13 protein-coding genes are annotated in these 12,785 nt (G+C 70.5%); 7 read left to right on the plus strand and 6 right to left on the minus strand.

Translation table 11 applies throughout. From position 1 onward, the window contains the following. The first annotated feature begins 396 nt into the window (after window positions 1-396). A complete protein-coding gene (locus ACFWEE_RS01375) occupies window positions 397-2,013 on the plus strand; it encodes a protein kinase (protein WP_386885325.1) in 1,617 nt (538 codons plus the stop codon). Between the two features lie 63 nt (window positions 2,014-2,076). Here the strand turns inward: ACFWEE_RS01375 and ACFWEE_RS01380 are convergent, their stop codons facing one another. The 3 genes from ACFWEE_RS01380 to ACFWEE_RS01390 form a co-directional block, all read right to left on the minus strand. Continuing rightward, the gene (locus tag ACFWEE_RS01380) at window positions 2,077-3,093 is read right to left on the minus strand and encodes a phosphotransferase (protein ID WP_386885429.1); all 1,017 of its coding nucleotides are present in this window, start codon (window positions 3,091-3,093) and stop codon (window positions 2,077-2,079) included. Between the two features lie 66 nt (window positions 3,094-3,159). Next, on the minus strand, window positions 3,160-3,585 hold the full coding sequence (locus ACFWEE_RS01385) for a pyridoxamine 5'-phosphate oxidase family protein (RefSeq protein ID WP_386885326.1): 426 nt from the start codon (window positions 3,583-3,585) through the stop codon (window positions 3,160-3,162). 103 nt (window positions 3,586-3,688) lie between these two features. Beyond that, window positions 3,689-4,351, minus strand: coding sequence for a response regulator (locus tag ACFWEE_RS01390; RefSeq protein ID WP_386885327.1), 663 nt, complete (start codon window positions 4,349-4,351; stop codon window positions 3,689-3,691). A gap of 348 nt (window positions 4,352-4,699) precedes the next feature. Here ACFWEE_RS01390 and pdhA point away from each other — a divergent pair, with 348 nt between their 5' ends. From pdhA to ACFWEE_RS01405, 3 genes are read left to right on the plus strand one after another with little or no spacing between them, the layout of a single operon-like run. Further along, entirely contained in the window at window positions 4,700-5,851 is a 1,152-nt protein-coding gene (gene pdhA / locus ACFWEE_RS01395) for a pyruvate dehydrogenase (acetyl-transferring) E1 component subunit alpha (RefSeq protein WP_386885329.1), read from the plus strand. A 2-nt stretch (window positions 5,852-5,853) separates the two neighbouring features. After that, the gene (locus ACFWEE_RS01400; protein ID WP_386885330.1) at window positions 5,854-6,834 is read left to right on the plus strand and encodes an alpha-ketoacid dehydrogenase subunit beta; all 981 of its coding nucleotides are present in this window, start codon (window positions 5,854-5,856) and stop codon (window positions 6,832-6,834) included. 17 nt (window positions 6,835-6,851) lie between these two features. Then, window positions 6,852-8,306, plus strand: coding sequence for a dihydrolipoamide acetyltransferase family protein (locus ACFWEE_RS01405; RefSeq protein WP_386885332.1), 1,455 nt, complete (start codon window positions 6,852-6,854; stop codon window positions 8,304-8,306). A gap of 108 nt (window positions 8,307-8,414) precedes the next feature. On the opposite strand, the gene ACFWEE_RS01410 is transcribed toward ACFWEE_RS01405, so the two are convergent. Next, entirely contained in the window at window positions 8,415-8,864 is a 450-nt protein-coding gene (locus ACFWEE_RS01410) for an ATP-binding protein (RefSeq protein ID WP_386885334.1), read from the minus strand. Between the two features lie 248 nt (window positions 8,865-9,112). Between ACFWEE_RS01410 and ACFWEE_RS01415 the strand changes: the two genes are divergently transcribed. Both ACFWEE_RS01415 and ACFWEE_RS01420 read left to right on the plus strand, forming a co-directional pair. After that, window positions 9,113-10,003, plus strand: coding sequence for a helix-turn-helix domain-containing protein (locus ACFWEE_RS01415; protein WP_386885335.1), 891 nt, complete (start codon window positions 9,113-9,115; stop codon window positions 10,001-10,003). After that, window positions 10,000-10,194 (plus strand): DUF397 domain-containing protein, encoded by a 195-nt coding sequence (locus ACFWEE_RS01420; RefSeq protein ID WP_386885337.1) that lies wholly within the window; start codon window positions 10,000-10,002, stop codon window positions 10,192-10,194. Before ACFWEE_RS01415 ends, ACFWEE_RS01420 begins: the two co-directional genes overlap by 4 nt. 84 nt (window positions 10,195-10,278) lie before the next feature. On the opposite strand, the gene ACFWEE_RS01425 is transcribed toward ACFWEE_RS01420, so the two are convergent. Together ACFWEE_RS01425 and ACFWEE_RS01430 are read right to left on the minus strand one after the other, a co-directional pair. Beyond that, window positions 10,279-10,962, minus strand: coding sequence for a GNAT family N-acetyltransferase (locus tag ACFWEE_RS01425; protein ID WP_386885338.1), 684 nt, complete (start codon window positions 10,960-10,962; stop codon window positions 10,279-10,281). A 54-nt stretch (window positions 10,963-11,016) separates the two neighbouring features. Beyond that, window positions 11,017-11,424, minus strand: a complete 408-nt coding sequence (locus ACFWEE_RS01430; protein WP_386885340.1) for an HIT family protein — start codon at window positions 11,422-11,424, stop codon at window positions 11,017-11,019. 195 nt (window positions 11,425-11,619) lie between these two features. Here ACFWEE_RS01430 and ACFWEE_RS01435 point away from each other — a divergent pair, with 195 nt between their 5' ends. Continuing rightward, window positions 11,620-12,732 carry a YihY/virulence factor BrkB family protein gene (locus ACFWEE_RS01435; RefSeq protein WP_386885341.1) on the plus strand — a complete coding sequence of 371 codons (1,113 nt, stop codon included), beginning with the start codon at window positions 11,620-11,622 and terminating at the stop codon, window positions 12,730-12,732. Window positions 12,733-12,785 lie beyond the last annotated feature (53 nt).

Genomic DNA, 12,785 nt, shown 5'->3' on the forward strand with positions numbered 1-12,785 from the left:
ATGTCGCGGGAATCGCGGAAATCGTTCCGAAGGCCCGGTGAACAGGAACTCCGAAGCTTCGGTGAACAGAAACTTCGGTGAACAGTGGCCCCGGGGCCCCGGGAATCCGCGAAGATCCGTACTACGTGCCCAGTCTGCCCGAGGGGTGGGACACGTCAAGCCAGGTGCCGGTTCCGTGACCCTGACCACACGAACCGTCTCGGAAGCGTTACAGGAACTGCCCGGAATGTGCGCGTGCGCCGCGCCCGCCGATCGGATGACCGGTTTCGCTCCGGACCGAGGGGCGCGGTGGAGGCTGTAGCGTGGCGTGGCAATGCAGCCGTCCATGCGGCTGTTGCAGGAACCAGGCACCGTGAGGACCCGCGGACGCGCGGACAGATACGACGGCGAGGACTGATGGCACCCGATTCCGAAGCAAACGGCGGCGGAGTCTCGGATGGCACCGACTCCTGGGGCGTCGGCGGCGTCGTCGGGGACGGCCGTTACCGGATGACCCACCGCCTCGGCAGGGGCGGCATGGCGGAGGTCTACGCCGCTGAGGACGTGCGTCTGGGACGTACCGTCGCGGTGAAGCTGCTCCGCTCCGATCTCGCCGAGGACCCGGTGTCCAAGGCGCGGTTCACCCGTGAGGCGCAGTCGGTGGCCGGGCTGAACCACCACGCGATCGTCGCCGTGTACGACTCCGGCGAGGACGTCGTGGGCGGTCAGACCGTCCCCTACATCGTGATGGAGCTGGTCGAGGGCCGCACCATCCGCGACCTGCTGATCAGTGCGGAGGCGCCGCCGCCCGAGCAGGCGCTGATCATCGTCTCCGGGGTGCTGGAGGCGCTGGCCTACTCGCACCAGCACGGCATCGTGCACCGGGACATCAAGCCCGCGAACGTCATCATCACGAACTCCGGCGCCGTGAAGGTCATGGACTTCGGGATCGCCCGCGCGCTGCACGGCGCGCAGTCGACGATGACGCAGACCGGCATGGTCATGGGCACCCCGCAGTACCTCTCCCCGGAGCAGGCGCTCGGCAAGGCCGTCGACCACCGTTCCGACCTGTACGCGACCGGCTGTCTGCTGTACGAACTGCTGGCGCTGCGGCCCCCGTTCACCGGTGAGACGCCGCTTTCCGTGGTGTACCAGCACGTCCAGGACATCCCGGTCCCGCCGTCCGAGGTCTCGGACGGGGTGCCGCCGGAGCTGGACGGTCTGGTGATGCGTTCGCTCGCGAAGGAGCCGGACGACCGGTTCCAGAGCGCGGAGGAGATGCGCGGGCTGGTCCAGTACGGCTTGCAGATGCTCCAGGTGCAGGGCGGTCACACCGGCACGTGGAACACCGGACCGGTCGGGTACGACGGCGGCCACACTCCGGCGCAGGGTTTCGCGGGTGCCACCCAGGTGATGGGGGCCGGCGGCTACGGGTCGCACGGGGACACCTCGCAGGGGCCGATCCTGCCTCCGGCGAACCCGGACGACGGCGGCTACGGCGGCTACGGCAACGGCGGTTACAACGGCGGCCAGGGCAACGGCGGCGGCAAGAGCAAGATGTGGCTCTTCGCGGTGCTGGCGCTGGTCGCGATCGGTATCGGCGTCGCGCTCGCGGTCAACGCGGCGGGCGGCGACGACCCCGGCACGGGCCGGGTGGAGCCGACCACGTCGAGCTCGCCGTCCCCGGACGAGACCTCGGCCGAGCCCAGTGACGAGCCGACCGAGGAGTCGCAGGAGCCCGAGGACTCCTCGGGCGGGCAGTCGCAGTGGTCCCAGGACCCGACCTGGACGCCGACGCCGACCGAAACCCAGGGGTCGTACACCCCGAAGCCGACGCAGACCACGGAGGCGCCCGCCACGTCGAACGGCGGGGGCGCCGGGGAGCCCACGGGCGACACGTCCGAGGAGCCGACCACGGAGCCGACGGACGACGGTGCGGACGGGGACGCGGCGGCGGGTGCGGGCGACACCGGCAGCACCGCGGAGCCCACCGGCTCCGCCGAGTCCGCGGGCGCCACCGGTCTCATCCCCTGACCGGGCCGCCACAGCTCACCCCGGGAGCCCCGTCGAGCGCCCCGCCCGTCCGGTGCGGGGCGCTCAGCCCGTGAACGCCTCGTTCACGGCCTCGTATTCGCGGGTCCACCACACCACCAGGGCCGACACCGCAGGGAACTGCGGGTCGGCCCTTCGGTCTCCCAGGGCGTAGCGCCAGTGCAGTATCCAGAAGTCGTTGAGCCGTTCCCACCAGACCCGGTGCACCGCGGCGGCGAGTTCCGCCGAGCTGACCCCGGCGGCCTCGCGGTAGGCGCGGGCGTACGCCTTGACCTTGTCGAGTTCGAGTTTTCCGGCGGGCTGGACGAAGAAGATCGCCGCGGCGCGGACCGCCTCCTCGGCGCGGGGCTGGACGCCGAGCCGGTCCCAGTCGACGATCGCGACGGGGTCGCTGCCCCGGTAGAGCAGGTTCAGCGGGTGGAAGTCGCCGTGCACCCAGCCGTGTGCGGGGCCCACGGGGGTGGGCGGGCGGCGGTGGGCGTGGCGTTCCAGCAGGGCCCGGCGCTCGACGAGGCGGTGCACGGCGAGTTCGTCGAAGGCGTCCAGCGGGGTGTCGCGGGGGCGCACGCCGCGTGCGGCGTCGAGCAGTTCGTCGATGAGGGCGAAGGTGTCGGCCGGGTCGGGGCTGCCGTGTCCGCGCCGTGTGGCCGGCGTGCCGCCGCCGGGGCCCATGACCTGTTCGAGACCGGTGTGTACGGCTCCGAGGAGCGCCCCGAGACGCTGGGACTGGTCCGGGGTCAGCTGGGCGCCGACGCGGTGGCGGCCGTCGACCCAGGGGTGCAGGGCGAAGCAGTGGCCGTCGATGACGGTGACGGTCTCGCCGTCGGCGTCGGCGAGCGGCGGTGCGACGGGGACGCCGATCGACTGGAGGCGCATGGTGGCCCGGTGCTGGCGGGCGATGAGGGAGCGCTCGCCGGTGGCGTCGTCCAGGTGCTGCTTGTCGAGGTGGTGCTTGAGGAAGTACGCGCCGCGCGTGGTGGAGACGCGGTATCCGTGGTTGAGAAGTCCCTTGGTGATCGGCTCGCAGGCGAGCGGTTCACCGACCGCGGGATAGCGGCGCATGACCTCGCCGACCGGAGGCTGGGGAGGGTGGGTTACATATGAGCGCGGCACTTACCAGATGGTAGATCACCCCACGTGCCCCGGATGCGGACTTGAAATCCAGCCCAGAGTGTGCACTGAGGCGAACTGCGGACGCAGCCGGAGGTAGACCGGAGCGTAGGCCTCGCCGTTGACCTCGGCGGGCAGGGCGCCGAAGCGGGCGCGCTGGTCGGCGGAGGGCTCCAGCAGCTCGGCGGTGCCGGTGAACTGCACGGCCCACAGGTCCCGGTCGCCCGGTGCGGCGGTGTTCAGGTTGTCGGCCCCGTAGGCGACGACGGTGCCGTCACAGGCCTCGTGGTGGCCGAGTCCGCCGTGCATGCGCAGCACGAGGTGGCCCTCGTGCACGATGTGGCGGGCGAAGGCCAGCAGCGGGAGCGCACGCCTGCTGGTCGCCAGCCGGCCGTACGGGACCCGGTCCAGCAACTCGATGGCGCGCGATTCCTCTGGAGACATTCCTCCACTGTCCGGTGCGGCCCCGCCCGTGCGTAAGGGTCCGGGGCCCCGGGCACACCGGGACCAAGGTCCCCGGCCGGGCCGGTTCGTCGGCTCCGCCCTCTCAGCGCTCGCCCTCGGCCTGGATGCGGGCGACGTACGCGGCGGCCTGCGAGCGGCGCTCCATGCCGAGCTTCGACAGGAGGCTGGAGACGTAGTTCTTGATCGTCTTTTCCGCGAGGTGCAGGCGCTCGCCGATGACCCGGTTGGTGAGTCCTTCGCCGATCAGGTCGAGGATCTTGCGTTCCTGCTCGGTGAGGTTGGCGAGTCTGTCGTCGCCCTTGGGGTCCTTGCCGTCGCGGAGCCGGGCCAGCACGCGGGCGGTGGCCGCCGGGTCCAGCAGCGACTTGCCGGCCGCGACGTCGCGCACCGCGCTCAGCAGCTCGTTGCCGCGGATCGCCTTGAGCACGTACCCCGAGGCACCGGCCATGATCGCGTCGAACAGGGCCTCGTCGTCGGCGTACGAGGTCAGCATCAGGCACCTGATGTTCTCGTTCTGGGAGCGGATCTCCCGGCACACCTCCACCCCGCTGCCGTCCGGCAGGCGCACGTCCAGCACGGCCACGTCCGGGCGGGTGGCGGGGATGCGGACCAGGGCGTCGGCGGCGGTCCCGGCCTCGCCGACGACCTCGATGTCGTCCTCCACCGCGAGCAGGTCGTGGACGCCCCGACGTACTACCTCATGGTCGTCGAGTAGAAATACGGTGATTTTTCCATCTTCGGACACATTCGCAGTCTCACACACTCCGCTCCGCTCCGCCCTTCCCTGCGCCGGTCCTCCGGGATAACGTGCCGTTGTTCCGGCCGCCTGCGAGGCTGTTACCAGTGCTGTGACCAGCAAGAGTTCGGGTTTTTCGCGATTTACTTGGAAATCCAAGCAAAATCGCAGGTCAGAGAGGGTTTCGCGTATATGCGACCCACTGGGTAACGTGCCTGTGACAGGGCGCTCGCCGGGGCACCTGTCACGCCTGTTCCCGGCCGAGCGGCACCCACCCCGTGCACGGGTCCGGACACAGGCGAGCCGCACTGGTATCCCGGCAGACCCCGGGGTCCGGACCGACGGAGGAGCACGCACGTGACCGTGGAGAGCACTGCCGCGCGTAAGCCGCGACGCAGTAGCAGCAGGCGCACCAGCGCCGCGAAGGCACCGCAGAGTTCCGAGCCTCAGCTCGTACAGCTCCTGACGCCCGAGGGCGAGCGGGTGGAGCACCCGGACTACAGCATCGACATCTCCCCCGAGGAGCTGCGCGGGCTGTACCGGGACATGGTGCTGACCCGCCGGTTCGACTCCGAGGCGACCGCCCTGCAGCGCCAGGGCGAGCTGGGCCTGTGGGCCTCGCTGCTGGGCCAGGAGGCCGCGCAGATCGGCTCCGGCCGGGCGCTGCGCGACGACGACTACGTCTTCCCCACCTACCGCGAGCACGGCGTCGCCTGGTGCCGGGGCGTGGACCCGACGAACCTGCTCGGCCTGTTCCGCGGGGTGAACCACGGCGGCTGGGACCCGGCCACCAACAACTTCCACCTGTACACGCTGGTCATCGGCTCGCAGACCCTGCACGCCACCGGCTATGCCATGGGTGTCGCCAAGGACGGCGCGGACTCCGCCGTGGTCGCGTACTTCGGTGACGGCGCCACCAGCCAGGGCGACGTGGCCGAGGCGTTCACCTACTCCGCGGTCTACAACGCGCCCGTCGTGTTCTTCTGCCAGAACAACCAGTGGGCGATCTCCGAGCCCACCGCCCGCCAGACCCGGGTGCCGCTCTACCAGCGCGCCCAGGGCTACGGCTTCCCCGGCGTCCGGGTCGACGGCAACGACGTGCTCGCCTGCCTCGCGGTGACCAAGGCCTCGCTGGAGCGGGCCCGCAGGGGTGAGGGCCCCACCCTCGTGGAGGCGTTCACCTACCGCATGGGCGCGCACACCACCTCCGACGACCCGACGAAGTACCGGGCCGACGAGGAGCGCGTCGCGTGGGAGGCGAAGGACCCGATCCTGCGGCTGCGCACGTACCTGGAGAAGCAGAAGTTCGCGGACGAGGCCTTCTTCACCGCCCTGGAGGCGGAGAGCGAGGCGCTCGGCAAGGGCGTGCGCGAGGCCGTCCGCGCCATGCCGGACCCCGGTCCGATGGCGATGTTCGACCACGTCTACGCCGACGGCTCCTCGCTCGTCGACGAGGAGCGGGCCGAGTTCATCGCCTACCAGGCATCGTTCGTCGAGGAGGGGAACTGACCGTGGCCGCGGAAAAGATGTCCATCGCGAAGGCGCTCAACGAGTCGCTGCGCCATGCCCTCGACACCGACCCCAAGGTCCTGATCATGGGTGAGGACGTCGGCAAGCTCGGCGGCGTCTTCCGGATCACGGACGGGCTGCAGAAGGACTTCGGCGAGGGACGGGTGATCGACACCCCGCTCGCCGAGTCCGGCATCGTCGGCACCGCGATCGGTCTGGCCCTGCGCGGCTACCGTCCCGTCGTCGAGATCCAGTTCGACGGCTTCGTCTTCCCCGCGTACGACCAGATCGTCACGCAGCTCGCGAAGATGCGCGCCCGCTCGCTCGGCACGATCAAGCTGCCCGTCGTGGTCCGCATCCCCTACGGCGGTGGCATCGGCGCGGTCGAGCACCACAGCGAGTCGCCCGAGGCGCTGTTCGCGCACGTCTCCGGTCTGAAGGTCGTCTCGCCGTCGAACGCGCACGACGCCTACTGGATGATGCAGCAGGCTCTCCAGTCCGACGATCCGGTCATCTTCTTCGAGCCGAAGCGGCGTTACTGGGACAAGGGCGAGGTCGACACCGAGGCCATCCCGGTCCCGCTGCACCGCGCCGTCACGGTCCGCGAGGGCAGCGACCTCACGCTCGTCGCGTACGGGCCGATGGTGAAGGTCTGCCTGGAGGCCGCCGCGGCGGCCGAGGAGGAGGGCAAGTCGGTCGAGGTCCTGGACCTGCGGTCGATGTCCCCGATCGACTTCGACGCCATCCAGGCCTCGGCCGAGAAGACCGGCCGGCTCGTCGTCGTGCACGAGGCCCCGGTCTTCTACGGCTCCGGCGCCGAGATCGCCGCCCGGATCACCGAGCGCTGCTTCTACCATCTCGAAGCACCCGTCCTGCGGGTCGGCGGCTACCACGTGCCGTACCCGCCGGCCCGGCTGGAGGACGAGTACCTGCCGGGTCTCGACCGGGTGCTCGACGCCGTCGACCGCTCGCTGGCGTACTGAGGAGAGGGGTCGTGACGATGACCGACACAACGGTCCGTTTCCGCGAGTTCAAGATGCCCGACGTGGGCGAGGGGCTCACCGAGGCGGAGATCCTCAAGTGGTTCGTCCAGCCCGGCGACACCGTCACCGACGGCCAGGTCGTCTGCGAGGTCGAGACCGCGAAGGCCGCCGTGGAGCTGCCGATCCCGTTCGACGGGGTGGTGCACGAGCTGCGCTTCCCCGAGGGCACCACGGTCGACGTGGGCCAGGTGATCATCGCGGTGGACGTGGCGCCCGGTTCGGGCCCCGCCGACGCCCCCGCGCAGGAGGCGGTGACCGCTCCGGAGGAGCCCGCCGCCGCCCCGGCCGCGGAGGAGGCGCCCAAGGGCCGCCAGTCCGTCCTGGTCGGCTACGGCGTCTCCGAGAGCTCCACCAAGCGCCGCCCCCGCAAGGGCGCCGAGCAGCCCGCCGCCGCGGCGGTCCAGGCGGTCCAGGGCGAGCTGAACGGCCAGGGCGCCGGAGCGGTGAAGGCGGTGGCGAAGAGCCGCCCGCTCGCCAAGCCCCCGGTCCGCAAGCTCGCGAAGGACCTCGGCATCGACCTGGCGCAGGTCACCCCGACCGGCCCGGACGGTGTCATCACCCGCGACGACGTGCACGCCGCCGCGACTCCGGCACCCGCGGTCGTCGAGGCCGCGCCGACGGAGCCGCCCGCCGGGAACCTGCCGTTCGAGACCGCGCCGTACGACACCGCTCCGGCCGAGGCGCCGCAGCCGGTGGCCGCGGTCCCGGGTGCGCGGGAGACCCGTATCCCGGTCAAGGGGGTCCGGAAGGCCATCGCGCAGGCGATGGTCACCAGCGCCTTCACCGCGCCGCACGTCACCGAGTTCGTCACGGTCGACATCACCCGCACGATGAAGCTCGTCGCGGAGCTGAAGGAGGACAAGGACCTCGCCGGGGTCCGGGTCAACCCGCTGCTCCTCATCGCGAAGGCCCTGCTCGTCGCGGTCAAGCGGAACCCGGGCGTCAACGCCGCCTGGGACGAGGCGAATCAGGAGATCGTCCAGAAGCACTACGTGAACCTGGGCATCGCCGCCGCCACCCCGCGCGGACTGATCGTGCCGAACATCAAGGACGCGCAGGACAAAACCCTGCCCGAACTCGCCGGTGCGCTCGGCGAGTTGGTCACCACGGCCCGCGAGGGCAAGACCTCCCCGGCGGCGATGGCGGGCGGCACGCTCACCATCACCAACGTGGGTGTATTCGGCGTCGACACCGGCACGCCCATCCTCAACCCGGGCGAGTCCGCGATCCTCGCGGTCGGCTCGATCAAGCTCCAGCCGTGGGTCCACAAGGGCAAGGTGAAGCCCCGTCACGTCATGACGCTGGCGCTGTCGTTCGACCACCGTCTGATCGACGGCGAACTCGGGTCGAGATTCCTCGCGGACATCGCCGCGATCCTGGAGCAGCCGAAGCGCCTGATCACCTGGGCCTGACGGCCCGGACGTCCTACGAGGTGGGCCCGCGCGCAGCAGCGTGCGGGCCCACTTTCCGTCTCCGGAGGCGGAAAGTGGGAGGCGGGAGGCGGGAGGCGGGAGGCGGAGTTACGGGAGGAAGAGGGGCCCGGTCTTCCCCGCGAGGGACACCTCGGCGAACACCGTCTTGCCGACCGTACGGCGCTCGATGCCCCACTTGTCGGCGAGGTTCGCCACGATCAGCAGCCCCCGCCCGAAACAGTCCGTGTCCACCGGCTTGCGGGTGTCGGGCAGCCGTTCCGCCCGCGCGTCGCTGACCTCGATCCGCAGAGTGGTCGCGGTGAGCAGGAGGCGTACGCGGAAGAGGCGGCCCTGTACGCCGCCGTGCAGTACCGCGTTGGTGGTCAACTCGCTGACCAGCAGCGCCACGTCGTCGGCCAGGTGTTCATGCCCCCACTCCGCGACGAGCCGCGCGGCCCGGCGCCGGCTGAGCCTGACGCTGCCGGGCGTGGGCGTGTAACTGAGCACGTCTTCATGGAGGACGGGTTCGGGGGCGGGGATTTCCTGGGCGGGCGTCATGGACACGTACCTCCGTGGAAACGGGCGGTGGCGATGCCGTGCCGGGGCGCCTGGGCCGGTACGTATCCGGCGCAGGGCAGGACGGTGCACTTCCGCCGGTGGCCTCGCTGTGCGAGCGGTGGAGTACCGAACGTAGCGCCCTAGATGTCCGGCACTCAAGGTTCCGGGAACTATATTCCCCGTTCGAGTGAGGCGGTGTTCCGAGTCTCAACCTGCTGCGAAACTGGTGGCGTTCATTGGGAGGCGACATGCAGGCATCCGGCAGGCGAGCAGCGGGCAACCGGGTCTCCACCGTTCTCGGGCGACGGCTGGGCGGAGAGCTTCAGCGACTGAGGGGCGCGGCCGGTAAGACGCAGAAGCAGGCAGCGGAAGCGTTGAGTGCGACCCAGACCAAGGTCGTAAAGATGGAGAGCGGCTGGGTGCCCATGCGCGATCCGGATATCTCGGCTCTCTGCGCAGCGTACGGAGTCGATGATCCGAAGGTCGTGGCGCACCTCTTGGAGCTGGCCAAGACCGATCGCGAGCGGCGAAAGGTCAAGGGCTGGTGGAACGACACTCCGACCACGGCCACGCAGATGGAATACATCGCGATGGAAGACGCTGCTGTGCGAGTCAGGCAGTGGCAGTTGGCGTTGGTCCCCGGTCTGTTTCAGACAGCTGAGTACACGCGAGCTCTGGGCGTGGCAGACATGTCGTGGGACGACATCGACGGAATCGAGGACGTTGTTGCCAACAGGGCGAAGCGTCAGCTGAAGTTGTACGGTGATGCTCCACTGCGCATCCATGCGGTCATCTGGGAGGCTGCGTTTCGCCAACTGATGGGTGGGCCAGCTGTGATGGCTCGACAGCTCGCGCACTTGTGTCAGCTGGCCGAGCTTCCGAACGTAGCCATTCAGGTACTCCCGTTCCGGGCGGGTGGTCATCCGTGCGTGGGCGGACCCTTCAACGTCCTGTCCTTCGGGGAGGACGAGGCGGTCGACGTTGTACACATGGATACTCCGCGTTCCACGATCTGGGTTGAGGACGCGGAAGAGAGTGCAGTCTTCGTTAACCTGTTCAACCAAGCGGCGCGAATGAGTCTGTCACCGTACGACTCGGTTCAGTTCATCGACGACCTTGCGAAGGAAATGAGCAATTGAAGCCGTACCACTTCCGTAAGTCCAGTTTCAGCAGCATGAACAGCGATTGCGTCGAGGTCGCCCGCAACGTCCCCGGCTCCGTGGCCGTACGCGACTCCAAGCGCCCCCACGGGCCGGTGATCGTCGTCGCGCCCGCCGCCTGGGCCGCCTTCGGCGCGGAGTTGTGCCGCTCGGAGGACCCCGCGTCCTGAGCGGCCCGCAGTCCAGGGCGGCGGCGCCGCCGCTGTGAGGACGGCGCCGTGTGCGGGGGCGGATGGGGCCGGGGCGGAGTGGTCCTACCCCTGGGCGGGCGCCGCCGGCCCCCGGGCGACCAGGACGTCGGCCGCGCGGCGCCAGCCCAGCGAGGAGTAGAGGCGCTGGCCCTCCTGGCTGGCGATGAGCAGTCCGGTACGGGCGCCCTGGGCAACGGCCGCTTCCGCCAGCGCGCTCATCACGGCGCTGCCCAGGCCGCGCCGCTGGTGTCCCGCGTACGTCTCGATGCGATCGGCGGTCGCGTCGGTGCCGGCCACGGCGATGGTGCCGTTGGCCGCCAGTTCTCCGGAGGGCGTACGGAACGTGACGACCGTGACCGGCCCGTCGGTGCGGAGCTCGCGTTCGTACGGCGCCGCGGGCGCGTGCTGCGGGTGCCCGGTCAGGTCGGTCGTCATGAGCCACTCCGACCGCTGGAGCACTTCCAGTCGGGCGGCGCCGAAGACCTCCTCGACGGTCTCCGGGCGCAGCGTGGGGACCGTGAGCCAGGTGGTCCGGGTCGCCGCGGCGACCGCTGCCGCCAGCCGTACCAAGGAGTCGGGCTCCTCGTCCGCCCGGAGCGCGAACACCTCCACCTCGCGGCCGGGTTGGCCGTACTCGGACCGCAGACCGTCCCCGGCGGGCTCGACCGGCTCGGCCTCGGGCAGGGAGCGGGCCACGGACCAGCCGTTCAGCCACCGTCGTATCAGCGCTGAGTCGATCGTCGTCATCCGGCGATTAGAGCACGGCCTCGACCAGCGGACGGGCGAACGCACGGAGGGCGGTCACCCGGCGACGGCCGAGGCGAGCCGCGCGACCGGGTCGCCGTCGACCTGGTGCTGCGAACGTCCGCCGGGCCAGGTCGAGAAGCCGTCGCCGATCCACCGGGGGATCACGTGGAAGTGCAAGTGGGGCACGGACTGTTCGGAGCCCGGGCCGCTGGCGTTGAGGATGTTGACCCCGTCGGCCCGGAGCGCGGACCGCATCCCGTCGGCGACCAGCCGCACCAGTGCCGTGGTCTCCGCGAGGACCGTCGGCGGGGTGTCGAAGAGGTCGGCGAAGTGCGAGGTGGGGACGACCAGGGTGTGGCCGGGGGCGATCGGCGAGAGCGGGGCGAAGGCGGAGGCCACCGGCCCACGGGTGACCCATGAGGCGGAGCCGGTCCGGATGAGAGCGCAGAAGACACAGTCCATGAGGTCCGACCCTGACAGACGCGACCGGGGCGGCGGGCCCGGCGGATCCGTCGGGGGTGTTCCGCACGAACCCGGACCAGTGGTGAACCGCAGGGCGCCCCCCGCCGCACGTACGGGCTGGGCCGGTTGGCGTGCCGCTTCACCGGTGCGGACGCAGGATCGTTTCCGATCCGGTGCCGGGGTTACTCGTGATGCATGGCACCGACCCCCGAATCACCCGATGACCAGGAAGAACCCGGCGGGCACCACCTCGCGGGACACCACCGCGCCGACGGGCGCCGGGATGCCGAGGCTCCCTCCCCGCAGCGCCGGCCCGATCCCGGGGCCGAGAACGTCGGCCCCGGTCCTGAGGTGGAGGCCAACGCCCCCGACAGCCCGACCGGCATGCCCAAGCGCTCGTGGTGGGCGGTGCTGAAGCGGACGGGCAAGGAGTTCAAGGACGACGAGCTGACCGACCGGGCGGCGGCCCTGACCTACTACGGCGTCCTCGCGCTCTTCCCGGCCCTGCTGGTGCTGGTCTCGATTCTCGGTCTCGCCGGGGAGTCGACCACCCAGAAGGTGATGGACAACCTGAAGAAGCTCGCGCCCGGACCGGCCCGCGACATGCTGACCGACGCCGTGGAGCAGTTGCAGAACAACGGCGGCATCGGGTCGGTCATGGCGGTCGTGGGCCTGGTGCTGGCGGTCTGGTCGGCGTCCGGCTACGTCGCGGCGTTCATCCGCTCCTCCAACGCCGTCTACGACCTGCCCGAGGGCCGCCCGGTGTGGAAGGTGCTGCCGCTGCGCTTCGTGCTGACCGTGGTCCTGATGGTGATGGCGGTGATCAGCGCGCTGATCGTCGTCTTCACCGGTCCCCTCGCCCGCCGTGCGGGTGAGACGCTCGGCCTCGGGGACACCGCGCTGACGGTGTGGTCGATCGCGAAGTGGCCCGTACTCGCCGTCCTCGTCATCCTGATGATCGCGATCCTCTACTGGGCCGCACCCAACGCCCGCGGCCGGGGATTCCGCTGGATCACCCCGGGCAGTCTCCTGGCCCTGCTGATCTGGCTGGTCGCTTCGGCGGGCTTCGCTCTGTACGTCGCCAACTTCGCTTCGTACAACAAGACGTACGGCACCCTCGCCGGGGTCATCGTGTTCCTGGTGTGGTTGTGGATCACCAACCTGGCGATTCTCCTCGGCCTCGAATTCGACGCGGAGCTGAGCCGGGAGCGGGCCATCGTCGGCGGGCTCCCGGAGACCGAGGAGCCGTACGTAGAACCGCGCGACACCTCCACGTGGTCCGAGGAGGACCGTCGCCGGCTCGGCTGAACCCTTGACCCGGGCCCCGGCCGACCGGGGGCACCGGGCGCGCGGGCGGGAGC

It is taken from the genome of Streptomyces sp. NPDC060184 (assembly GCF_042728795.1).
In the GTDB taxonomy this organism is placed as follows: Bacteria; Actinomycetota; Actinomycetes; order Streptomycetales; family Streptomycetaceae; genus Streptomyces.

What these genes read in the sequence shown, in the direction of transcription:
- ACFWEE_RS01375 (WP_386885325.1), top strand. Translation starts at nt 397, where the DNA reads ATGGCACCCGATTCCGAAGCAAACGGCGGCGGAGTCTCGGATGGCACC.
- ACFWEE_RS01405 (WP_386885332.1), top strand. Translation starts at nt 6,852, where the DNA reads ATGACCGACACAACGGTCCGTTTCCGCGAGTTCAAGATGCCCGACGTG.
- ACFWEE_RS01425 (WP_386885338.1), bottom strand. Translation starts at nt 10,962, where the DNA reads ATGACGACGATCGACTCAGCGCTGATACGACGGTGGCTGAACGGCTGG.
- ACFWEE_RS01415 (WP_386885335.1), top strand. Translation starts at nt 9,113, where the DNA reads ATGCAGGCATCCGGCAGGCGAGCAGCGGGCAACCGGGTCTCCACCGTT.
- ACFWEE_RS01410 (WP_386885334.1), bottom strand. Translation starts at nt 8,864, where the DNA reads ATGACGCCCGCCCAGGAAATCCCCGCCCCCGAACCCGTCCTCCATGAA.
- ACFWEE_RS01385 (WP_386885326.1), bottom strand. Translation starts at nt 3,585, where the DNA reads ATGTCTCCAGAGGAATCGCGCGCCATCGAGTTGCTGGACCGGGTCCCG.
- ACFWEE_RS01430 (WP_386885340.1), bottom strand. Translation starts at nt 11,424, where the DNA reads ATGGACTGTGTCTTCTGCGCTCTCATCCGGACCGGCTCCGCCTCATGG.
- ACFWEE_RS01380 (WP_386885429.1), bottom strand. Translation starts at nt 3,093, where the DNA reads ATGCGCCGCTATCCCGCGGTCGGTGAACCGCTCGCCTGCGAGCCGATC.
- ACFWEE_RS01435 (WP_386885341.1), top strand. Translation starts at nt 11,620, where the DNA reads ATGGCACCGACCCCCGAATCACCCGATGACCAGGAAGAACCCGGCGGG.